Here is a 23,734-nt window from a genome sequence, read left to right on the forward strand (position 1 = left end):
AAAATGGGTAATGATCAATAGTGTAACTTATATCTGAAAACTAATTGAAACCGATTTCACGCTATACTATAATGAGTTGAAAACGATACCATTTTATTTTTGAGCATGAAGGATATTAAGGACATATCGATCACGAACAGCATTAATCAATGTCTGCATATCGCCGTGTTTTGCAGTTTTGAATGAAATCGATTTCAGAAAATGGGGTGACGATGTTGAAAATAAAAGCGTCCGATTCCAGCGTTAAATTCTCCGCTTCAATTTTTAGATCTTTTAGTTTGACCATCGCTTTAACTATTGTGGTGTTGTCGGGAATTCTTCATTTTTATTTCGAAGATATTTCCCTAAAGCAGACGTACAGCTCCACAATGAATACTCTAGCACAAACAAGCCAAGAGGCTTCCATCATGGCGGTTAATGCCCGCACCTTTGCCAAACAAATATATAATGACATGAATGTGTCCAAGTTGCTTTACTTCTCGTCGGGAGACCCTCTCGATACAAGCACGGCGATGGCTCAGCTGAACTCCTATCGGGCTACTTCCCTTTTCATCGATTCCATCTACATTTATAACTACCAAACGGATACGTTCTATACGAGCGCCGACATCAGTGCCAATTCAGTCTGGAAGGCGAGTGAGTTTTACGATACGACAGCCGTTCAAATGGTGAAGCATGTTTCGGATTACAAGACGTTGATGCCGATCCCGCGTAAAATTCCGTTTGAGAGCCTCATGTTGAACAATCAAGAGAAGGAACGGGACTGTTATACCTTCCTGTTGTACGACACTCTTTCCCATAAAAATGAAAAGAACGTCATTATCGTCAATATATCCGAAACGCAAATGCACAAAAACATCGACGGCATGATCGCCAATTCAGACAAAAACACCTTTATCATCGACGACCGCGGAACCCTTATTACGAACAGCTGGAAGAATGCCATGCTTACGGAACTGACCAATAAACCTTACATACAAGAGGTGCTCAGAAGCGGCGAATCCGAAGGATATTTTGTGTCTGATGCGGATGGGGTTAAATCCTTGGTGACTTATACAGCACCTGACGTTCTAGGCTGGCGTTATATCAGGATAGCACCTTACAGCGTCATTACAAGCGGCATCAATCATATGAGGATCTATACCATAGCGATAGCGGTTGCTATTCTATTACTCGGACTTCTGACCTCCTACCTGATCTCGCGTAAATTGTCTTTGAATGTAAACCGCAAGCTGGTGAAGCTGGTGACACTGGAGACTGAACGAAGAAACCATTTCATGGCTTTAAGGCAAGACCTGGTTCGCAATCTGCTTTTAGGATCGGGAAGCGGTAATCCGCCTGGCTTAGAAGAGAAGTTCAAGCTGCATGAAATTCGCTTGGACGCCAAAAAGCGTTTTGCTGTTATCGTGCTGAAGATCGACGGTTACCGGGAGCTGGTGGAGAGATACAATGCTGGCGATAGAAGCTTGCTCAAAATTGGGATTATGAACATCGCCCAGGAGCTGTTGAATCCCTTCTGCCCTTCCTTTGCCGTAGATATGGGAGACGACCGCATTGCGATTCTGCTCAACGTACGTGAACCTGCACCTGATAGTTATTCAGTCCTGCCTGAAAGTCTATGGCGTCAAATTCAATCCTCCGTGGCGGTGTATATTAAAGTATCCGTATCGGTCGCGGTGAGTACGATCGGTGAAGATGCACGAAGCGTCAGCCGCTTATACGTTCAGGCGACGGAAGCACTATTCCATCGGTTATTTTTCGGACATGGGTGTCTTATTTACGCGGAGCAAATCGAGTCGCTCAAGAGTAAACCCTATGTTTACCCGATCTCGAAGGAGAAGCTGCTGATCGAAGAACTGATGCTGTGTCGGATTGCCGAAGCGCAGCGCATATTCCGTGAGATCGTTGAGGAAACGGCCGGCTATTCCTATATGTCGTATCATCTGGCTGTTTCGCACTTGGCTTTTGCTGTAAATAACGCTGTTTCTACCATTCAGAAAAACAACGATATATCCTGGGATTTAAATATCAATGCACTTCTTTCCGGTCTAAATGATGCAGAACTGGTCACCGACATGTACCGTCCTTTCTTTGAGGTATTCGAGCACGTCTCCGCTAGTCTAGAGGATAAGAAAAACACGCGGCACGACGAGGTGGTAGGCAAAATTATCATCATTGTGCAGCAGAAATATATGCTTCAGGAGCTTTCCCTGGACGGGATTGCCGAGGAGATGGGCTTGTCTGCAACGTATATCGGCCGTTTGTTCAAGAAGATTACCTTAAACACAATCCTGAACTACATCATTGAAGTGAGAATGGATAAAGCAAGAGAGCTTCTGCTTACTACCGAACTTCCCATAGGGGATATTGCGGAAAAAACAGGCTTCTCGAACAGTCCGTATTTCTACAAAGCTTTTAAGAAAATCAACGGCGTCACTCCGGCTGACTTCCGCAAAAACGGACGGCTGCAGGACGAAGTGGTCAGAGATATCAGTTGAGTGCCCTGTATAGCGGAAAAAGTGACTCAGTGCGGGGAAAATAACCCCGCAATGAAGCAAAAAATGATAATGATCGCATATTTATAGTTGCTCCTTCCTTGGAAAAAGGCCTAAGATTGGCCTTGCAAACAACAACATACACAATCCAAGAAGTTTGGAGGTGAGTAAGCGATGACGGCTTTAAAAGGCTTCTGGACTGAATTGTCCAGGAATAAAATCATGTTTCTGATGGTAGCTCCCGCGATCCTATTTTTCATCGTTTTCAGCTATATTCCCATGGTGGGTGTATATCTGGCCTTTACGAAGTTCAGCTTCGACGGTGGGATTTTTGGCAGCGAATTCATCGGTATTATGAACTTTAAGTTTTTGTATCAATCGGGTACGCTTTGGAACTTGACTAAAAATACGGTCGTGTACAATTTGGCCTTTATTTTTATCGGTAACTTCCTGCAGTTGGTTTGTGCTATCTTCCTAAGCCAGATTGCCCACAAATACTTTAAAAAAGCAACGCAATCCATCATGTTTTTACCGTTTTTTATCTCGTGGGTTCTTGTAGGAGCTTTCGTATTCAACCTGTTCAACTCTGATACTGGCGTGATCAACACACTGTTGAAGCAGCTAGGGGCGCAGCCGTATGACTTCTATCTGAATACGGCACCGTGGAAGTACATCATTGTCTTCTTCAATGTCTGGAAAGGTCTCGGCTACGGAACGGTCATTTACTTGGCCGCCATTATGAGCATCAGCGATGAGTATTACGAAGCGGCTGAAATCGACGGAGCTAATATTTTTCAACAAATTCGTCACATCACGATTCCGCTTTTGACTCCAACCTTTATTTTGCTTGTCATTTTCAGCCTCGGGGGCATTCTTAAAGGGCAGTTTGACCTGTTCTATCAGATCATTGGCAACAACGGCATGCTCTATGACGCGACGGATATTATCGATACGTATGTGTATCGGGCGTTGGCGGTAAATTTTGATATTGGGATGGGATCTGCTGCAGGCTTGTACCAATCGTTCTTCGGCTTCCTGCTAGTTATGACTGTCAACTTTATTGTGAAAAAAGTCCGCGAAGATTACGCATTGTTCTAAGGAAATGCTTACGAAGCCAGTTTTGCTAAAGCAAAACTCTTAGGAGGGACTACCGTGAGACGTAAAAAAGACTCGGCGACGATTGCTTTTATGGTCATTGCTTATGGAACGGTAGCGCTCCTGACCGTGCTCTGCCTACTGCCGTTCTGGTTAATTATTTCAGGTTCGTTTACGTCGGAGAATGAAATCATCGGGGAAGGGTTTAAGCTTTGGCCGAACGAGCTGTCTATCGATGCTTACAAGGCCGTCTTCACCAACCCCGAGCAAATTTTTCGCGCCTATTGGGTGACAATTTGCCTTACTGTCATTGGAACTATCTTTGGCTTGTTCCTTACGTCCATGGCGGGATACGTACTCGCTCGCAATGATTTCAAATACCGTAACTCAGTCGCATTCTTCATGTACTTTACGACGCTGTTCAGCGGGGGCTTGATCCCGTGGTACATTCTCGTCGTTAAGTATCTGGATTGGAAAGACAGCTATTTGGCTATGCTGGTTCCCGCACTCATTAGTGCCTGGAATATCATTCTTATGAAGAACTTTATGAAATCAATTCCGGACTCTATCGTTGAATCGGCTCGGATCGATGGCGCAAACGATTTTACGATCTACAGCCGCCTGATCCTTCCCTTATCTACGCCAGGGCTCGCCACGATCGGACTGTTCCTCGCTCTTGGTTATTGGAACGACTGGTTTACCGCCAACATCTTCATCACGACGGAAAGCAAGTTTCCGCTGCAGTTCTTCTTGTACAAGATTCTCGCGAATGCCGCCGTACTGCGTACGGACATCGCCGCAAATTTGGCTGCCGTCAATTTCAAAGCCCCTGCCGAGACGCTGAAAATGGCTGTCGCCGTCGTTGTTACAGGGCCAATCGTCCTTCTGTATCCATTCGTGCAGAAATACTTCGTAAAAGGACTGACTATCGGCGCAGTCAAAGGTTAGAACCGGTTACACGGCTAACATAGATATCGTTTATCCATTACTAAGGAGGAGTCATAAATGAAAAGAAAGATCGGAATTATTCTAGCTGGCGTCATGCTGGCAGCGACGGCCTTGTCGGGTTGCGGCAGCAGCAGTAGCGGAACAAAGCCGGAAGCAACAGCACCTGCGAAGACAGACGCAAACCAGACAGCTGCACCTGCACCGAACGGACCGGACATTTCGAAATCGGTTGAGCTCGTATGGTATCTGGTAGGTGATGCCAATAAGGATACGCCTAAGGTTATGGACGAATTCAACAAAATGCTGAAGAAGGATCTGAACGCAACCGTTAAATTGAACTTCACCACTTGGAATGATTGGCAGACGAAGTACAACCTGCTGCTAACGGCAGGTGAGAAGATCGATATGATCTTTGCCTCCTCTTGGGCAGGCTACTTCAAGTATGCGAAGCAAGGTGCATTCACGGATCTGACAGCAATGCTTCCAAAGTACATGCCTCAGGTTCAAAAGCAAGTATCGGCGCAGGATTGGAGTGACGTCACCATTGGAGGCAAAATTTACGCGATTCCGAACACGAACCCGGAATACACGCCGAACGGTATCGTTTACCGCGAGGACTGGAGAAAAGAACTGAACCTTCCGGAAATTAAAGACCTTTCTTCCATCGAGGCGTACTTGGATGGCATCAAGAAAAATAAGCAAAACGTTATCCCGATCAACGGAAGTGCATGGAACGAAGTTAGTACCTTGTTCTCTGCAGTTAACGGTTACCAGACGATCGGCGGAGAGAGTGGTGTTGTCGTAGCTAAAAACTACAACAGCCCTAGAGATATCGTTGCTTACCCATTCACTCCGGAATATGAGGCATGGGTTAAGAAAATGAAGGAATGGGCAGACAAAGGCTACTGGTCAAAGAACACGCTGTCCTCCAAGCAAGAAGCGGGTGACCTGATCAAGACGGGCACGGGTGCCGTCTACTGGCGCAATCCCCCTGGCGCAGCGGGATTCATTACTGACATACAGAAGAAAGATCCGAAGATGGAACTTGGCTACTTCCCTTACACAAGAATGCAAGGCTTTGCAATGCCGACGATGGCTATTGCCAACGCAATGGCGATACCGAAGAGCGCAGCCAACCCGGAGCGTTCGCTCATGGTACTGGAGAAGATCAGGACCGATGCGAAGTATTATAACCTGATCACCTATGGCATTGAGGGCTATCACTATGATTTGATCAATGACGGTAAAAATATCGTCACTCCATCCAAGAGCCAGGATGCTGCTAAAGTTCAAGGCTATGGCATCGCTGATTGGGGCTGGAGAAATAAGCCTCTTATGAAAACCAGCGTTGGCGGTTGGGATGGACTGGATAAGCTGAACGAAGAATTCTCCAAGATGAGCAAGCCGGACATTTTCTCGCCGATATCCATGGACTATGATGCTGTGAAGACAGAGTACGCTGCTGTAAATCAAGTCATTGACCAATACGGCAAGCCGCTCATGATGGGATTAGTTCCGAACGTCGACCAAGCCATCAAGACTTACCAGGATAAGCTGAAAGCAGCTGGCATCGATAAAGTTCTCGATTATGTTAAGAAGCAAGCTACGGCTTACTATGACGAAAAAGGCATTAAGTAAGAGAAGAATAACAAATAAGTAAAGAGCATGGGGCCGAAAGGGCAGCAGCCGGCGTGATCGCCTGCGGCAGGCCGTCGGCCTCTTATTTTTTAGAATCCGATGAGGAGCTGAAGTTATGAGTAACGTTCAAGTATGGCAATCGACGATTGATGAAACAAAAAAACTAACACAGATGGAATCGATTTCATTTTCTGAAAGCAAGGAGGAGAGTACTGACTACGTCATCACAATAGACGAGGCGGTCACTTATCAACAGATGGACGGTTTCGGAGCATCATTTACTGATGCTTCGGCCTGGCTGGTTTATCATGCGTTATCAAAGGAGCTTAGGGATGATCTCATGCGGAAGCTATTTGATCGGGAGGACGGCATCGGGATTTCGTTCATACGTCAGCCGATGGGTGCTAGTGATTTCGCATGGAAGATATATAGCTATGACGATGTTGAGCCTGGAGATAGCGACCATGAGCTTGCACGTTTTTCTATCGATCACGATCGGTCATACATTTTACCTGTTATCCATCAGGCTTTGAAGCTTAACCCTAAGCTCAAGGTAATGGCTTCGCCATGGAGCCCACCGGGCTGGATGAAAACGTCTGAGACAATGATTGGCGGTACGCTGAAGCCGGATTGCTATGGGGTGTATGCAGACTATTTCGTCAAGTTCCTTGATGCCTATCAAGCGGAGGGGATTCCGATCTATGCTGTTACGATGCAGAACGAGCCGGGCTACGAGCCGAAGGAATACCCGGGGATGATTGTGAAGCCGGCGGAGGAAGCCGCGTTTATCAAGTCGCATCTGGGACCTCGCCTAGCGAAGCGGGAGCAGCCGACCAAGATCATGTGCTACGACCATAACTGGGACGTTCCCGGCCATCCTCGTGAGATCTACGAAGACCCCGAAGCAAGCAAGTATGTCGCCGGAACAGCATGGCATGTGTATGGAGGAAACCACGAGGCCATGTCTCAGATCAAGGAACAGTTCCCGGGCAAGGATGTTTGGTTTACCGAAGCGTCCGGAGGGCAGTGGATTCCGCCGTTTCACGATGCTTTCATGGACCAAATGAAGCATGTTATCCGCACGACAAGAAACTGGTCGAAGTCTGTAATCTGGTGGAACATAGCTTTGGATGAAAACAACGGACCAACCGTCCTGTCCCGCAGCACGTGCCGCGGGATCGTCAAGATCAATCAGCAGTCAGGCGAGCTTACGTATAATCTTGATTACTACACCCTCGGCCATATCAGCAAGTTCGTGAGTCCGGGTGCTTATCGGATCGACTCGAATACGTTTGAAGATGACTTGGAAACGGTAGCGTTCCGCAACGAGGATGGCTCCAAGGTTCTGATCGTTTCGAACCGGACGACGAAGCCGAAAACGTTTGCTGTTACAAGCGGTGAATGGACCTTCGCGTATATCATTGATGGGAAAGCGGCTGTTACCTTTAAGTGGGAACAATGATGAGTAAATCAATGCGAACACCGATTGTGGAGAGCATTATTATTCAGATTCTGACCGACCCTGAAGCAAGTAAATACATTTCTGACAGTACTAAGGCGATCTCCTATAACCCGGAGTAAAACAAGCGAAAATTGAGAAACCATATGCTTCACCAAGAGGTGTTAGATTAGGGTTGTGCCAAATTGTTGTTCAACTATCGCGAAACGATTATGGAGGAGCTTGCTAAGCGACAGCTCCTTTTTCGTTTGTTTGAATAAAGGGCAGCGGGTCATAGTCACCCGCTCGCTTTATGCTCCAAAGGTAGTCCAATACATAGGGCGAGTGAGCGACGGCGGCAACTTTGTATCGACATCGCCCTAGGTTATTACTGAATATATTTTCCGCCAATTGTGCTGCTGTTCGATCAGAGCTGTTCGGATCATTGATTTCCGAAGAAACGGCAAGGTTTGAAATTTGTGGATTATTGGGATAATAGAAGAAGCGGAAATTCGAAATATTCAGGAGGAAACAAAACATGTTGATGAAATCAAAAAAACTTTTTCAAACGGTCTCCTTTCTAGGTGCAATTGTTATTGTATCGGCGGGATGCGGGGGAAAGGCTACTCAGCCTATAGACAATGCTTCTGGCAATAAAACCCCTGGAACAACAGCTTCGGTCAATCTGCTGGAACAAATAAAGAAATCCGGAAAGCTCAAAGTCGGCTTAATGGGAACCTATGCTCCTTACAACTTTTTGAACGATAAGCATGAGGTGGACGGATTTGACGCGGACGTGGCCAAAGAAGTCGCTAAGCGTCTAGGTGTCCAAGCGGAATTCATTACTGGGGAATTCTCCGGTTTGATCGAAGGTTTGCAAAAAGAGAAGTATGACGCTTTGGTTAGTCAAGTGACAATTACGGACGATCGCAAGAAAACAATGGATTTTTCCATGCCGTATATTAAAAATGCTGTGAATGTAATTGTGAAGAGCGATAATACAACCATAAAGTCGATTGACGATTTCAAAGGTAAGAAGGTTGGCGTGGGGCTCGGAACGAACGATGAAAAATATTTGAGGGAAGTCGTTCTTCCCAAAGTCGGGACTTTTGAAATTGCCACCTACAACGACGTTATCACTTCTTTGACGGATTTGAACGTCGGAAGAATCGATGCGACGATTAACAACGTATTCGCTATTAAGCCTCTAGTAGATAAAAATAAATTTAAAATTAAAACGGTTGGTGAGCCTATAAAAGTAGATGCAGCTGGCATCCCCGTACGCAAAAACAATCCTGAGCTTCTCGATGCCATAAATAAAGCATTGACTGATATGAAGTCCGATGGAACGTTTAAAACCATTTTCCAAAAGTGGTTTGGGGTGGACCCGAATATTTAAAGGGCATTGAACGGAGAGGATGAATGGAATGGATCTGGTTTTTAAAAACATCCATTTTCTTTTAACGGGTGCCTACTACACCTTGCTGATTACGCTTGTCTCGATGTTGTTCGGTTTTTTCATCGCATTGATCGTGGCTATTGCACGTTTAAAAGGGAATAGGCTCATCCGCGGTTTAGCCCAAGGGTACGTTTCCATCATTCGCGGAACACCGATCCTTGTTCAGATCTTTATTATATATTACGGATTACCAGATTACGGAATTAATTTTGGACCGCTCACAGCAGCTTATATTTCGCTCAGCATCAATATTGGCGCTTATTTATCGGAAACCTTCCGAGGCGCCATTCTTTCTGTGAGCAAAGGACAAACGGAAGCAGCGCTGTCTCTAAACTTGTCGCCTTGGCAAACGATGCGTAAAATCATTTTGCCGCAAGCAGCCAGAGTAGCAATTCCTCCCATGGGCAATACGTTTATCGGGATGTTGAAGGAGACCTCACTTGTTTCGGTAGTTACGGTCACGGAGCTGCTTCGCTCAGCACAATTGCTTATGGCTCAATATTATGTAGCCATGCCTTTTTATATTGCGATAGCCCTTATGTACTGGGTTATGAGTATGGTCTTTTCTAATATCCTAAATCGCATCGAGCTCAAGTTATCCAAGGCTTACTAAGGGTGTGCGTTGATATGATCGAGGTAAACAAACTGAGTAAGAGCTTTAGTGAGTTAGTCGTTTTGCAAGATATACACATACAAATTCGTTCTCAAGAGATTGTTGTTCTGGTGGGACCTAGCGGATCTGGGAAAAGCACACTGCTGCGCTGCCTCAATGGACTTGAGGAGCCGAGCGAGGGGACGATTCGCGTGGGCAATACACGGTGGGAAGCCAGTATGGGTGTCCAAGCCAAAAAACAAGCGTTTAGGGACATTCGTTGGCTAACGGGCATGGTGTTTCAATCTTTTAATTTATTTCCGCATATGAACGTATTGGAAAATGTTATTATGGCACCTATGATTGCGAGAAAAATACCTAAGGAGCAGGCTGTACAGCTTGGCGAAGACTTATTATCAAAAGTAGGATTGTTGGAAAAGAAGATTGAATATCCTTCCCGCCTTTCCGGGGGCCAGCAGCAGCGGGTTGCCATTGCTAGGTCTCTTGCTATGAAGCCGCAAGTCATGCTCTTCGATGAGCCGACATCGGCTCTAGACCCGGAGCTAACCGGAGAAGTATTGTCGGTAATGAAACAGCTGGCGACAGAAGGAATGACCATGATTGTTGTCACCCATGAAATGAGGTTTGCCAGAGAAGTGGCCGATAGGGTGATCTTTATGAGCGATGGTAAGATCCAAGAGGAAGGCGTACCCGACCAATTTTTTGCAGAGCCTAAGACGGAACGTGCTCGTAAATTTTTACGGCAAATTGGAGAATAGACTGTAGGAGGGTTATATCGTGGGCAATAACAAGGAAGAACATCTGATGGAGATTGCTGCGAAATCAAAGGAGATTATGGAAAGAGATAATCTTGATGCGCTTGTGGCATCTAGCTGCGAGAACTTCTATTACCTATCCGGTCACCCGAGTACCTTTATGTATACATTACGAATGAACGAAGTAGCTTTGGCCGTGATGTTTCGTAATCCCAACAGAAAGACCGTCATCATTATGAACGAGTTTGAAGCTGCTGGCATTCCGGAGGATTTGCCGAACTGCGAGGTTAGAACTTATCCGACGTGGGTTGATGTGGATGACCCTTTTGAGCTTAAAGGAGGCCAATTCCAAGGAAAGCGGCCCACAGCTCACCAGGTACAAGAGATGTTCGGGATGCTTATTCAGGTGTTGGGGGAAAATGGAATAGCGAGGGGCAGAGTTGCTGTTGAGCTGAATTCCATGCGGTACCCTTCAGTAACGGCTTTACAGCAGGCTGCCGATAGTTTGGAGTTGCTGGAAGCAAGCGCCATCTTTAGCGAGTTGCGTGCCATCAAGACGCCTTGGGAGATTGAACAGCTCCATAAAAGCTGTGCCTACGCCGAAGCCGGCATTACAGAAGCCGTTCGAGGGATTCATGTTGGGAGCTCCGCTGCCGAGATCGCTCACGATTTTAAGCAGGCCCTTATGAAGAATAGAGAGGGATCTACCTCCCGATTTCATATGATTTCCGTCGGGGCCAATTTTGCGCCGGCGCATGTGTTCGATTCGCGCTCAAGCAAGCCAGGCGACTTGATTAAATTTGATGTTGGCGTGGATGTGGAAGGCTATGGATCGGATATCGCTCGAACTTTTGTTCTTGGCTCTCCTTCAAGTACTGTGGAACGTGTGTACAATGCTCTAAGAATCGGGCACGATCATCTTGTTCAACTGATTGAACCGGAAAGGTCCATGCAGTCAGCCTTTGACGAAGTAATGAGCCTGATTCGCCGCTCAGGATTGCCGAATTATAACCGAGGACACTTAGGACATAGTGCGGGTTTGAGCCTAGCCGCCGAAGAGGCTCCATTCATTAGCCCGAATGAGAACACTGTCTTCCGTTCAGGGATGGTGATTTGTCTGGAGACGCCGTATTATGGTTATGGTGTTGGCTCGATCATGATTGAAGATATGGTTCTGGTGACGGAAAAAGGTTGTGAGCGGTTGAATCTCTTGTCCAAGGATCTTATTTCGCTTTAAAACACGAAAATACCGTTTGCCGTGGTTCGTTCTTTACCCATAATGAATCGGCTCTATCCGATTTGAACCGCCGATAGACAAATATCCCATTAAAAGTCGCTAATATTGCGGCTTTTTTGTTTTATCTCTTTCCCGATGGTAATCAAACAATGAAAAGGGTAAGGGCATCACGAAGATGTTAACGCTAGAACGAACGTGAGCATGGCTGCGCGGATCAATAACATGAAGTTGCTCAGTGCAGTTAATGAGCATATCATCTTTATCGCCTTTCGTCCCCAATATGTATTTAAATGTATTTGAATACATGCCCAATGGTCCCAAGCTGGAGAAGGCGGTGGTCCACCAGCACCGATTAACTCTTTCAATGCCCCAACTATTACCGAGGTTCATTTTAGCGGCTCCGTTATAGACGAGAACGAGACTTAGTTCGTTTTTGTCCATTTCCAATAGTATCAAAGGAGGATAATCATGATCAAAGAACGATTACTTAAGTGATATGATTTTCATCAATCACCTAACCCGATGGTTCCCGTTGGTTCAGTTATTGCTACTCTTGTTCTCCCCGTGCTGCCTAATTCTGTTGGTACGGAAGTTCAAGTCGTTTCGTGAAGAGCTTAACGAGACAATCGTTTGGGATTTTTAAAAAATCAAAACACGTTTAATAAAGGGTTTTGACCATTAGAGATCGAATAGACCTACAATCACTTGTTTGAATTAGGGGATGCTTACTCATGAGACTGAAAGAACATCTAATTGATTCCTTAATGAATTTAACCAACGATGGGATTGTAGTCGTTGATATAAATGGAACTGTGTTAGAGGTTAATAAGAAGTTTGAAGAGTTACATGGCTGGACTAGGGAAGAGGTTATCGGGAAAGTATTGCCGATGACACCTGATAATTATAAAGAAGATGCTCTTCGATTATATCAGTCTTTATTAAACGGCGAGCAAATCAAAGATTTCGAAGCGATAAAACTCAGAAAAGACGGCTCTACATTTTACGCGAATGTTACGGTTTCACCTGTGAAAAATAATGAAGGATTTGTTATTGGATTTGTCGGTGTGGAAAGGGATATTAGTGAAAAGAAAAGAGTGGAAGAAGAGCTTTTAGAAAGAGAAAAACAGTTCAGAAAGTTGATTAAACTTAATCCTGAACCCATTGTTCTGCATAAAGATGGGTTCGTCCAGTTTGCGAATGATGCTTGTTGTAAACTTTTTGGTGGTGCTTCATCAGATGAATTCAAAGGAAGATCTATCTATGATTTTTTCTCTTCATCTGAAAAGGACAAGGTTGTAGCGCGACTTCAGCAGGTCATGCAGTCGGATAGCTACAGTGAATTTATAGAAAGAAGAATGCTAAAGTTAGACGGAACTTTTTTTGATGCAGAAATATCCTCCATTCATGTCTACAAAAATATGGGGATTCCTGTCGTACAGACCGTGATTCGTGATCTCACTGAGCGCAAAAAGTCGGAAGAAGCGATCATTAGGTCTGAAAAACTGTCACTCATTGGTCAATTAGCAGCTGGGATAGCACATGATATACGTAATCCATTAACTTCCTTGAAAGGTTTTGTACATTTACTTAAGGCTAAAAATGCAGACTATGTTGATATCATGATGGAAGAACTAGAGCATATCAATTATGTAGTCAATGAATTTATGACTCTGGCGAAACCACATCTGAGTTATTACATGGAGAGTAAGACTCAAGAACTTGTTCAAAGTGTAATTGGTTTTCTAAAACCCCATGCTCATCTATATAACGTTCAAATACAGATGGACATGGATCAAGACTTCCCCGCAATTTATTGTATACCGGACCAAATCAAACAAGTTTTAATTAATGTATTAAAGAATGCGATAGAGTCTATGCCTAGTGGTGGGTTAATACAAGTATCATTCAAAAATCGAGTAACTCAAGGCTTGGTAATCTGCGTCGAAGATCAAGGTATAGGCATTTCTGAAGAAAGGTTATCCCAGTTAGGGGAGCCGTTTTTCACGACAAAGGCTAATGGCACCGGTTTAGGGCTAATGGTTTGCAAACGTATTATCGAAGGACATGGGGGCAAATTGTCCATTCAGAGCAAAATTAATCATGGTACTACTGTGGAAATCGAACTGCCTTTTAAAAAATAAGAACAAGTGTTGAGAGCTTTCAACATTGCAAAATAAATGGAGTTGCCCCTCTGCGGCTGCTCCATTTCGCTTTTCTAAAGAGTTCATCAATATCTACATCTTCAACGCTTTCGATAATGGTAATCGGCTTTGTTCAACAACTTTTATTTTGCTGAGATATTGGAATATATTGGTTTTGTACTATGGGAAAGGAAAAATTAAGTGGAGTATCGAATTATTGTTAAATGCAAACAATAGGTGTTTATTTAATATTGTGAGGGTAAAACAACATGGAAAAAAGATCACGAAAACTAGAAAGTAAAGTATTATCAACAAATTTGATGAAACAAATGAATAATATATTTGACTTATATTTTAATAATACAAATGTCAGCGTTGCTGTGATAGATTTGAATTTTCAAGTTTTGATGGTTAACAAAGCTTACGAAAAATTGTACGGATGGTCGAACGATGAAGTAATTGGAGAGGCTTTATCCACGGTTCCTAGCCATGTAATAGAGCAAGTAAAGAACGTTCACCATAGCGTTATTCGAACTGGTCAGGCGCAAAGTTATGAAACCCTTAAACTTAGAAAAGATGGAGATTCGTTTCATGCAAGCGTTACGGTTTCTCCACTTAAGGACAACATCGGCCATATTTTTGCACTCGTTGAAGTTGCAAGAGATATTTCAATTAGAAAAATGGAAGACGAGAAACTTAAGGAAAGCGAAGAGCGATATCGTAATTTAGTCGAATTATCACCTGAACCGATCGTCGTTTACAGCGATTCCATTATTGTTTACGCAAACCCAGCAGCGTTAAAGTTAGTAGGTGCGGAGGATGAAAGACAATTACTAGGAATATCGGCGTTAGATTTTATTCATCCTGATTATGTAAATGAGCTTCAAACGCAAGTAGAATATCTTTTGAAAGAAAAGAAACCATCCGACATCATCGAAAAGAATATAGTACGGCTTGATAAACAAATTATTAATGTTGAAATTAGGGCTGTGCCTATTGATTACCTTGGTAAACCATCAATTCAATTGCTGTGTAGAGATATTACACATAAAAAAGTAATGGAAAGCATAGTTCGCGAACGAGATGAAGAATACAGGCGAATGTTAAAACTTCTTCCCGAGCCAATCATCGTACATCAAGAAGGAATTATTTGTTATATTAATGATGTAGGTTTGAAGTTACTGGGAGGTCAATCACTAAGCGATATTATAGGTAAAACCATCTATGAATTCATTCATCCCGATTATCACGATACGGTTAAAGAGAGAGTTATTTCAGTAGTATTAGTTGATACCTATAACCCTTTTATAGAGCTAAGTCTTTTGGGGATAAATGGAGAGAAGATAGCAATCGAAGCCTCATCTGTTGTTCTGCATTCATATCTAGAAAGACCTGTAATACAAACGGTTCTTAGAAATATAACTGAACGGAAGAATGCAGAGGAAATGTTACGACAATCTGAAAAATTATCCGTAGTGGGGCAGCTAGCGGCGGGAATCGCTCATGAGATTAGAAATCCTCTTACTTCGCTTGTTGGGTTTTTACAGCTGATAAAGAGCGCATCGCATAAAAAAGTATTAGAGTATGCTGATATTATGCTTGTTGAATTAAATCGAATAAACACTATTGTGAATGAATTTATGTTAATTGCTAAGCCCCAGAGTAGCAAATTCGAAGATAAAAACCTTTACGAAATAACCGGGAATGTTGTTGCTTTACTTCAGCCCCAAGCCCTTCTACATAACGTGGAGATTAATTTCGAGAATAAGAATGATGTCGTTTATATTGTGAAATGTGATGAGGGTCAACTTAAGCAAGTGTTTATCAATCTTATTAAAAATTCAGTTGAAGCAATGCCTTATGGCGGTAGAATTGAGATCGCCCTTCAACGTCTAGGAAGAAGCAGAATGCTAATTAAGCTTAAAGACAACGGTGTCGGTATTGCAGAGGAACTCGTACCTAGACTGGGTGATCCTTTTTTCACTACAAAAGAAGAAGGAACCGGACTGGGATTGATGGTTTGCTATCGTATTATCGAAGCTCATCAAGGAACAATGAAGGTTTACAGTAAGTTAGGATTAGGAACTACAATTGAAATTGAACTCCCTTATGTCGTATAGGGCACAAAAACCCAGAATTACTAATCTATTTTGAAATAAAACTTCACAAATTTGTCGAAATATTTGTCGACAAATTTTTACAAGCTTTTACAGCATCCTATTCTATAATAGGTATACTAACCATATTGAACAGAATTGGTGTGAATTGGGGCTATGGAACTACTATTGTTACAAAAAATCGAAGCATTGCGTATTAAAATGATAGAAGAAGCACATATACACGGATGTTTTACACATGAAAAAGTAGTTGCGCTTAGTCAACAATTAGATGAATATATTGTTATTTATCATGTGCTAAAATGAAATTATTTGCGTATCTTCGCGGGATTATATACGGTAAAAAGCGCCATAGAATTAAGGCGCTTTTTACTCGTTAATATAAGATTTTATTTATACAATATATCTCCACGCAAGGAATCTACCTTATCTAATGCTTTTTCAGTATCATCTGTACTCACGCCAAAATGTACTAGGGCCGAACGAAGATGTTTAATAATAGCATCGAAGTGAGCAGGTTGTAAATCCATTCCTTCGTGTACCTTTGACATAGCCCCGCCAGTGTACAGATTAGGTCCTCCTAACGCAAAACTAATAAATTTTGATTAATGTTTTCATCTCCTCGAAAATGTTCTTATATGATTTTATCCATAAATTAGCATATCAATTCAGATGTGGAGTTTTTGCACTATACGATCAATGGATTCGATGACGATGGTCTTTCTATTCGTTTTTTTCGAAATTCAGATGGGGAACAGCCATTGTATCGCTTGAAAATGCGAATGAACTGGGTAACATTCGGAAAGCCGGATTGAACGCCGATGTCTGCTATGTTGAGGGGTTCGGTTAGCAGTAGATGTTCCGCTTTTTTGATTCGTCTTAAGTGAAGATAATCGACAAAGGACATGCCGATGCATTGTTGAAAATATTTAATGAAATAATGATACTCTAAATGTACGAGTGGAAGTACATCATGAATTCGAATCGGATGGACAAACTGTAATTCTATGTAGTCCAAAACAGGTTTTAGGCGCTGCCAATCAGCAGGTGATATGGGAGTGATTGCGGGTGTGTGACGAATGAAAAGAGCAAGCAGCTGTTTGAGGGCACCATTTATTGCCACTTCGAATCCTGACTCCATAAAGCAAGCTTCATGATAAATCTGGATTAATAGATTTAACATAGTTTCCTTAACGACTTCGTGTTTAGATAGAACTCCGTTTAATCGATCTAGCGGTTCTGATAATTCCAATAAGATTGGTGTGTAATCTTTGGTGTACTGATCTAGTTGAGCTAACATGTCAAATTGAAGGACGATCTGTTTAACCGGTTGATGCCGTTTAGTGCGATGCAATCGTGACGATCCGATAATTAGCAAATCTTGTTCTTGCAATTCATAAACGTTATCGACGGTTTCAACCTGCATCGAACCTTCTAGCAGCAAAATTATTTCTATTTCTTTATGATGATGCCAAGTGTTCCAAGAATAGGAGGTTAGAGGGGCTAGAGTAATATCCCATATTTTGTAGCGGAGCAAAGGGTGATGATAATTGACGTGCTCATTCCTGGCATTTTTATCTATACAAATTCCTCCTTCATCGAAGACAGTTTAGTATGATTAAACGACAGTTCTGTGACTAGTGTGTACCCTTATTTAGAATTACAGTAGGGATAGAAGAAAATAAAGAAGATAAGGGCTTATCTTTTGAAAGCGCTGCCATTTTCGATTCAATGTAAAAATTGCATACGCTGCAATGCACGGTTTGGTGCAGCCTGTAATCTTTTCAATGTATCACATAGAAGGAACAATTTCCAACGAAGAGTTATAACTTGTCCAACTTGGATTGAGACACAGAAAAGTAAAAATGTGTGTACAAGGGAGCTGTAGGATGAGTTTGTACGTTGTTATGCCCAACAACAAAAGCCCACCGCCAAATTCAGTTCAGGACCCTGGAGTTAATTAATTGAATTCCAATTATAAGGGAGTGTTTTTAATGATGAATAACAAAAAGTATCCCTCATTTTTTGTAAAAGTGTTATACGTCTCTATAGGTTTGCTAGGAGTACTCAGTGTTTGTCTGCCTCAGACGAGCGTCGTCCAGGCTGCTGCTCCGGATAACAACGTCATGTGGAGTGGACTATTTCATGATCAAGGGCAACTATATGATAGTAACTTGGAGCCAACGGATACACAGAGTGTGACATTGAAGTTCCGTACATACACAAATGACATAACAACCGCTAATATCCGTTATTACGATTCAGCAGATAGCACCTATCATTGGGCTGCCATGTCAAAAGTGGGTAACGATGCCACTGGTAAATTTGAATTTTGGCAGGGAACAATACCTGCTAGCAGTTCGACCAAACACTACCATTTCCAGATCAATGACGGATCGAAAACAGTCTGGTATGATGCCAAAGGTCCTTCCGACACAGAGGGAACTACGCGCGATTTCTATATTATCCCGAATTTTAAGACGCCCGATTGGATGAAGAATGGCGTAATGTATCAAATTTTCCCGGATCGGTTTAATAACGGAGATACATCCAATGATGTACAGACAGGTGACGACAGGTATAATGGTAATCTCGCGGAAAAGAAAGCCTGGGGCAGCAGTGTTGTTGCAGATACGGGTTATAGCAATAGTCTCGTGTTTTTCGGCGGTGATTTGGAAGGCATCAATCAAAAGTTGGGTTACATCAAGCAGACACTTGGTGCAAACATCATTTATATGAACCCCATCTTCAAAGCGCCAACCAATCATAAGTATGATACGGAAGACTATTTAACTGTAGATCCTGCATTCGGATCCAATACACTTCTGCAAACACTTATATCGAATATTCACAGTACAACGAACGGCCCAAAAGGATATGTGGTACTGGATGGTGTTTTCAATCACACGGGCGATACGCACCAGTGGTTTGATAAGTACAATAAATGGCCGACGCTAGGTGCCTATGAGTCACAAACAAGTTCATGGTCCAATTACTATACATTTCAAACCTGGCCTACTACGTTTTCAACATTCGGCACATCAACCCGTCTGCCAAAATTGAATTACGGATCGACCGGTTCGGCACTTCGTAATGATATGTATAATAATAGCGGTTCGGTAGCCAAAACCTATCTAGGTGCCCCATACAGCATTGACGGCTGGCGTTTAGATGCTCCACAATATGCCGATGCAAATGGTGGGAACGGCAGCAATAGCACCAATCACACCATATGGAAGGAATTCCGAAACGCCGTGAAATCCGTCAATCCCAATGCGGAGATACTTGGTGAATATTGGGGAAATGCGTCAGCTTGGGCTTCTACTGGTGATCAGTGGGACGGCGCAACGAATTTTGACGGGTTTACACAACCGGTATCCGAATGGATAACTGGCAAAGATTATAGCAACAATACAGCATCGATACCAACCACCCAGTTCGATAGCTGGTTATTAGGAACGCGTGCCAATTACCCGACAAACGTGCAACAGGTTATGAGCAATCATCTGGGCAATCATGACATTACCCGTTTCGGTACAAGGGCTGGCGGTGACATCTGGAAAACATATTTAGCCCTATTTTTCCAAATGACTTATGTCGGAACACCGACCATTTATTACGGGGATGAATATGGCATTCAGGGTGGTGCGGATCCAGACAATCGCCGTACGTTTGACTGGACACAAGGTACGACTTCGAACAGCGCCGTCTCGCTGACGCAGAAATTAATCAGTATTCGGAATCAGTATCCCGCTTTGCGGACTGGTTCGTTTATGACGTTGATAGCGGATGATTCGACTAAAATCTATTCCTATGGCCGGTTTGACAATACGAATCGAATAGCCGTTGTCTTAAACAATGACTCTTTTCGAAAATCTGTAACGGTTCCGGTATGGCAGCTCAGTGTTACAGACGGTAGTACATTGACCGATAAAATTACAGGAACCGTATATACGGTTCAAAGCGGTTCGGTTACGGTTTCTGTCGATGGCCATTATGGGGCCATTCTTGCTCAATAGAACTTAGTTTTAATATGACAACCTCCTCCCTCGTGGAGGAGGCTGATCTTTGATGACAGATTGCTGTCATTTACCAATGATATAATTCCACAATGCGGCATGGAAAATGAATTCAAATGACAGTTTTGTATCATTTATCGCCAGTTCTGTCTCTTGAGAATTATCTGGTGTAGACTTACAATTAACCTTAATACATGTAAACGCTTACTTGCTTTAGATTGAAATAATTAAGGGGGTTACGGGATGATTAATAAAAAAGTTCGTTTTGCAGGAGCACTGTTTGCAGCCGTAATACTAGCAGGAAGTGTTGTCGGTTGTGCTTCTTCGAAAGATGCTATATCCAAAGATTCATCTTCAAAAGCAGCCGCTACATCCAATACGCCAATAGACTTAAGTGTCATGTTTTACACGTCTGCCAACATTCAGATTACGCATGATAATAATGAAGCGATTAAATTTCTGGAACAGAAATTTAATGTTCATCTCAATATTATGGATGTACCAATCAAAGACTACGAAACGAAGCAGAACACAGTTATTGCATCGGGGAGCTTACCTGATGTGATGGTTTGGAGCAGCTATCCGAATGCAAACTTAGGCAGTTACATTAAACAAGGCGCTTTCATGCCATTAGAGAAATACATTGATGCTACGCCCAATCTCAAGCAATTCCCTCAGCAGATTTGGAACAATCTGAAGGCTCCTGATGGTCATATTTATGTGATTCCGAGACCCAGACCGATTGTTCGGACAGGGGTAGTGATCCGTAAGGATTGGTTGGACAAACTTGGCTTGCCAATTCCGAAGACAATAGACGACTTTGCGAAGGTTGCGGTTGCTTTTGCCAAGAATGACCCTGATGGCGATGGCAAGGAAAATACATACGGCATTGCAACTGACATCAAATTACAAAATGTACTTCCCCTCTTTTATGCTTTCGGTACAGGTAACGAATGGCTCAAACAGCCGGACGGAACCTTAAAGAATTTTGCTATAGCAGACGGTAACAAAGAAGCTCTTCAATGGATGCGCGATTTGTTTGCCAAAGGCGGTTTGAGTAAGGATTTCCCTGTTCAGCAAGGGATTGTGAGAAAGGAATTGCAGAGCGGCAAAGCAGGAATGATGATTGAAAGTTATATCATTGACTATGCACAGGATATCGCTGCCTTGAAAAAGGTAGATCCTAAGGCGCAGCTCATCTATATTGATCCCCCTGTAGGAACAACAGGCAGCAGCGGATTCAACGCGGGCACTGGATTTGCAGGAGGCTGGTTAATTCCTGCCAAAGAGAAGCCTGAAAAAGTTCAAAAAATAATGGAAATCTTAAATTGGGAAGCCAGTCCTGAGGGGTATCACTTTAACAAAGCTGGCATTGATGGTATCCATAATACCAAAAATGCAGATGGAACATTTACAACAAACGAAAAGTATATATCAGACGACATTAAGGAGCTCATTATGATCTCTCCTTACGATATCTACAGCTATGTTGACGGAGGTGCTCCTGCAGATGTGCAAAAGGTTCAACGTGATGCGCTTGATATGATTAAGGACAAAGGACTTTTTAACCCTGCCCCAACCTTCTTAGCACCAACATCCATTGAGAAGAAACCAGATTTAGATAACTTAAGGCTGGATTACTTCATTAAAATTATAACAGGTCAATTACCGATGAGCGCCTACGACGAGTTTGTTGCAAAATGGAAAGCTGGCGGTGGAGATCAAATCACCAAAGAAACCAATGACTGGTTTAAAACCCAAGGCAACAAATAATTAGGAGACTTCTTCGGGTTACTCTTGCTGTCGTTTTTGCAGCAAGAGTAATTCATATCGTAAGAGACCATAGAAGAATAGGAGGAGACCTGTGAATCAACAGACAACACAAACTCTGGTAAAGAGAAGATTGGCATCAAAGTCGATAGCGATATTACAAGATTGGGACCTTTATCTGCTGGCGATTCCCGGGGTTTTATATTTCGTTATATTTAAGTACCTTCCAATGTGGGGAGTTCTATTATCCTTTGAAGATTATAGTCCATTTTTAGGTTTTTGGGAAAGTCCTTGGGTAGGGTTCAAACATTTTATAACACTATTTACTTACGAACACTTTTGGGAATTACTGCGTAATACGCTGTTGATTAGTTTCTACCAGCTGCTTTTTTTCTTTCCAGTACCCATTATTCTCGCGCTGTTACTGAATGAAGTACGCTATCTTGTTTTTAAGAAGCTCGTCCAAAGCGTCATTTACCTTCCTCATTTTATTTCGTGGGTTGTCATTGCCTCAATGACTTACGTGTTGTTGTCAGGCGGAGGCGTTGTGAATCATTTGATTCAAGCGTCAGGAGGCCACACCATAAATTTCTTGTCAGCGCCTGAAATGTTTAGGATCCTGATTGTTTCGCAAGATATTTGGAAAGAAGCTGGATGGGGAACGATTATTTATTTAGCGGCTCTTTCAAGTGTTGACCCAATGTTATATGAGGCGGCAGTTGTAGATGGGGCCAATCGTTGGCAGCAAATGTGGCATATTACGCTGCCCAGCATCCGAAGCACGATTATTATTTTGCTTCTTCTTCGTCTAGGCCATGTTCTTGACGTTGGTTTTGAACAAATTTTCTTAATGCTCAACACGCTTGTTCAAAATGTAGGAGATGTATTTGAAACCTTTGTGTATACCAAAGGATTAGTTGGAGGCCAATTTAGCTTCGCATCCGCAGTCGGCTTGTTTAAATCGGTTATCTCTTTAATTATAGTAGCCGGAGCCAATTGGTTGACGAAGAAATCAGGTGAAGAAGGGATCTATTAGATTTAGAATGGGTGAGGAGGGGCAACCAACATGATTCATACCAAAGGAATAGGAAGCCGTATTTTTGATGGGGCGAACTATCTCTTTTTACTCATGATAACATTATTAACCTTTATTCCTTTTTACTACATATTAGTGGCTTCATTATCACCTATCAAACAAGTATTAACCTCTAGTATTATTCTGTGGCCGGAGGAGTTTACCTTTGACGCTTATAAGTTGATTTTGTCCACTCCGGCCTTTATAAGAGCCTTGTTTTTTACCATCTATATTACAGCAGCCGGAACCGTTATCAATATGTTGTTTTCTACATCTTTAGCATACACCTTATCCAAAAAACGTTTTCGTGGACGCAGAGTGATTCTGATGATGATCTTATTTTCCATGCTTTTTAACGGGGGAATGATTCCAACCTTTTTAGTAGTTAAAGGAATGGGAATGATCGATTCAATTTGGGCATTGTTAATTCCGGGTGCCATTAGCGCTTTCAATCTTATTATTTTGAAAAACTTCTTTATGAATATTCCTGAAGCTCTTGAAGAGTCAGCAAGAATTGATGGGTGCAGCAATTTGGGCGTTCTTTTTCGAATCGTATTGCCATTATCACTTCCTGCGCTCGCGACATTTACGATGTTTTATGCAGTTGGTAACTGGAATCAATTTTTTGCGGCCATTATTTACGAGAATAGTTCAAAGTTCTGGACCTTGCAGGTGGTTTTAAGACAGCTGGTGATTGTTGGCGATACCACAGGGTACGGACAAACAGTTGATGATTTGAATAAGGCTGTTTTCCCTGAAACATTAAAGTACGCAGCCATCATTATCGCCACAGTTCCCATTTTAATGGTATATCCATTTTTACAGAAGTATTTTACTAAAGGAGTATTGTTGGGCTCGGTAAAAGAATAGGGATGACGTAAACATGAAGTAGAGAAAAAACGGGAGCGTATGGCTTCACGGTGTATTCTGAAGG

General features: G+C 42.8%; 22 protein-coding genes. 17 read left to right on the forward strand and 5 right to left on the reverse strand.

Going from position 1 to position 23,734, the window contains the following annotated elements; translation table 11 throughout:
- Positions 1-142: 142 nt before the first annotated feature.
- On the reverse strand, positions 143-286 hold the full coding sequence (locus tag BLT91_RS31125; RefSeq protein WP_175532022.1) for a hypothetical protein: 144 nt from the start codon (positions 284-286) through the stop codon (positions 143-145).
- A 121-nt stretch (positions 287-407) separates the two neighbouring features.
- Here BLT91_RS31125 and BLT91_RS00495 point away from each other — a divergent pair, with 121 nt between their 5' ends.
- The 6 genes from BLT91_RS00495 (at position 408) to BLT91_RS33385 (ending at position 7,757) form a co-directional block, all read left to right on the forward strand.
- On the forward strand, positions 408-2,498 hold the full coding sequence (locus BLT91_RS00495; protein ID WP_217635164.1) for a helix-turn-helix domain-containing protein: 2,091 nt from the start codon (positions 408-410) through the stop codon (positions 2,496-2,498).
- 171 nt (positions 2,499-2,669) lie between these two features.
- The gene (locus BLT91_RS00500) at positions 2,670-3,593 is read left to right on the forward strand and encodes an ABC transporter permease (RefSeq protein ID WP_090815499.1); all 924 of its coding nucleotides are present in this window, start codon (positions 2,670-2,672) and stop codon (positions 3,591-3,593) included.
- Positions 3,594-3,647: 54 nt separating this feature from the next.
- Positions 3,648-4,538, forward strand: coding sequence for a carbohydrate ABC transporter permease (locus tag BLT91_RS00505; protein ID WP_090815501.1), 891 nt, complete (start codon positions 3,648-3,650; stop codon positions 4,536-4,538).
- 57 nt (positions 4,539-4,595) lie between these two features.
- Complete coding sequence (locus tag BLT91_RS00510) at positions 4,596-6,176, forward strand: extracellular solute-binding protein (protein WP_090815503.1); 1,581 nt, start codon at positions 4,596-4,598, stop codon at positions 6,174-6,176.
- Between the two features lie 115 nt (positions 6,177-6,291).
- A complete protein-coding gene (locus tag BLT91_RS00515; RefSeq protein ID WP_090815505.1) occupies positions 6,292-7,638 on the forward strand; it encodes a glycoside hydrolase family 30 protein in 1,347 nt (448 codons plus the stop codon).
- Positions 7,635-7,757: a hypothetical protein gene (locus tag BLT91_RS33385; protein WP_302847441.1), complete on the forward strand. Its 123-nt coding sequence runs from the start codon at positions 7,635-7,637 to the stop codon at positions 7,755-7,757. Before BLT91_RS00515 ends, BLT91_RS33385 begins: the two co-directional genes overlap by 4 nt.
- A gap of 103 nt (positions 7,758-7,860) precedes the next feature.
- Here the strand turns inward: BLT91_RS33385 and BLT91_RS31130 are convergent, their stop codons facing one another.
- Complete coding sequence (locus BLT91_RS31130) at positions 7,861-8,154, reverse strand: hypothetical protein (protein WP_090815507.1); 294 nt, start codon at positions 8,152-8,154, stop codon at positions 7,861-7,863.
- On the opposite strand from BLT91_RS31130, the gene BLT91_RS00525 reads away from it, so the two are divergent.
- From BLT91_RS00525 to BLT91_RS00540, 4 genes are read left to right on the forward strand one after another with little or no spacing between them, the layout of a single operon-like run.
- The gene (locus BLT91_RS00525) at positions 8,153-9,013 is read left to right on the forward strand and encodes a transporter substrate-binding domain-containing protein (RefSeq protein WP_090815509.1); all 861 of its coding nucleotides are present in this window, start codon (positions 8,153-8,155) and stop codon (positions 9,011-9,013) included. The two genes, BLT91_RS31130 and BLT91_RS00525, sit on opposite strands and share 2 nt — an antisense overlap.
- 28 nt (positions 9,014-9,041) lie before the next feature.
- Positions 9,042-9,686 carry an amino acid ABC transporter permease gene (locus BLT91_RS00530; protein WP_090815511.1) on the forward strand — a complete coding sequence of 215 codons (645 nt, stop codon included), beginning with the start codon at positions 9,042-9,044 and terminating at the stop codon, positions 9,684-9,686.
- A 14-nt stretch (positions 9,687-9,700) separates the two neighbouring features.
- Positions 9,701-10,444 (forward strand): amino acid ABC transporter ATP-binding protein, encoded by a 744-nt coding sequence (locus tag BLT91_RS00535; RefSeq protein ID WP_090815513.1) that lies wholly within the window; start codon positions 9,701-9,703, stop codon positions 10,442-10,444.
- 19 nt (positions 10,445-10,463) lie between these two features.
- Entirely contained in the window at positions 10,464-11,678 is a 1,215-nt protein-coding gene (locus BLT91_RS00540; RefSeq protein WP_254776732.1) for a M24 family metallopeptidase, read from the forward strand.
- A 99-nt stretch (positions 11,679-11,777) separates the two neighbouring features.
- On the opposite strand, the gene BLT91_RS00545 is transcribed toward BLT91_RS00540, so the two are convergent.
- Positions 11,778-12,119, reverse strand: a complete 342-nt coding sequence (locus BLT91_RS00545) for a hypothetical protein (protein WP_217635165.1) — start codon at positions 12,117-12,119, stop codon at positions 11,778-11,780.
- Between the two features lie 290 nt (positions 12,120-12,409).
- On the opposite strand from BLT91_RS00545, the gene BLT91_RS00550 reads away from it, so the two are divergent.
- The 3 genes from BLT91_RS00550 (at position 12,410) to BLT91_RS00560 (ending at position 16,242) form a co-directional block, all read left to right on the forward strand.
- Complete coding sequence (locus tag BLT91_RS00550; protein ID WP_090815517.1) at positions 12,410-13,819, forward strand: PAS domain-containing sensor histidine kinase; 1,410 nt, start codon at positions 12,410-12,412, stop codon at positions 13,817-13,819.
- Between the two features lie 269 nt (positions 13,820-14,088).
- Positions 14,089-15,939, forward strand: coding sequence for a PAS domain-containing sensor histidine kinase (locus BLT91_RS00555; protein ID WP_090815519.1), 1,851 nt, complete (start codon positions 14,089-14,091; stop codon positions 15,937-15,939).
- A 153-nt stretch (positions 15,940-16,092) separates the two neighbouring features.
- On the forward strand, positions 16,093-16,242 hold the full coding sequence (locus tag BLT91_RS00560; protein WP_090815521.1) for an aspartyl-phosphate phosphatase Spo0E family protein: 150 nt from the start codon (positions 16,093-16,095) through the stop codon (positions 16,240-16,242).
- Positions 16,243-16,325: 83 nt separating this feature from the next.
- Here BLT91_RS00560 and BLT91_RS00565 read toward each other — a convergent pair whose 3' ends face one another.
- Both BLT91_RS00565 and BLT91_RS00570 read right to left on the reverse strand, forming a co-directional pair.
- A complete protein-coding gene (locus tag BLT91_RS00565; protein WP_368086768.1) occupies positions 16,326-16,532 on the reverse strand; it encodes a globin domain-containing protein in 207 nt (68 codons plus the stop codon).
- Between the two features lie 92 nt (positions 16,533-16,624).
- On the reverse strand, positions 16,625-17,473 hold the full coding sequence (locus tag BLT91_RS00570; protein WP_175532025.1) for an AraC family transcriptional regulator: 849 nt from the start codon (positions 17,471-17,473) through the stop codon (positions 16,625-16,627).
- A 457-nt stretch (positions 17,474-17,930) separates the two neighbouring features.
- Between BLT91_RS00570 and BLT91_RS00575 the strand changes: the two genes are divergently transcribed.
- The 4 genes from BLT91_RS00575 to BLT91_RS00590 all read left to right on the forward strand — a co-directional run bounded on the left by BLT91_RS00575 (position 17,931) and on the right by BLT91_RS00590 (position 23,670).
- Positions 17,931-19,955 carry a glycoside hydrolase family 13 protein gene (locus BLT91_RS00575; RefSeq protein ID WP_090815525.1) on the forward strand — a complete coding sequence of 675 codons (2,025 nt, stop codon included), beginning with the start codon at positions 17,931-17,933 and terminating at the stop codon, positions 19,953-19,955.
- A gap of 243 nt (positions 19,956-20,198) precedes the next feature.
- A complete protein-coding gene (locus BLT91_RS00580) occupies positions 20,199-21,728 on the forward strand; it encodes an extracellular solute-binding protein (protein ID WP_090815527.1) in 1,530 nt (509 codons plus the stop codon).
- Positions 21,729-21,819: 91 nt separating this feature from the next.
- Positions 21,820-22,761 carry an ABC transporter permease gene (locus tag BLT91_RS00585; RefSeq protein WP_254776733.1) on the forward strand — a complete coding sequence of 314 codons (942 nt, stop codon included), beginning with the start codon at positions 21,820-21,822 and terminating at the stop codon, positions 22,759-22,761.
- 30 nt (positions 22,762-22,791) lie between these two features.
- A complete protein-coding gene (locus BLT91_RS00590; RefSeq protein ID WP_090815529.1) occupies positions 22,792-23,670 on the forward strand; it encodes a carbohydrate ABC transporter permease in 879 nt (292 codons plus the stop codon).
- The last annotated feature ends 64 nt before the right edge of the window (positions 23,671-23,734 follow it).

It is taken from the genome of Paenibacillus sp. yr247, assembly GCF_900103825.1.
Lineage (GTDB): Bacteria > Bacillota > Bacilli > Paenibacillales > NBRC-103111 > Paenibacillus_E.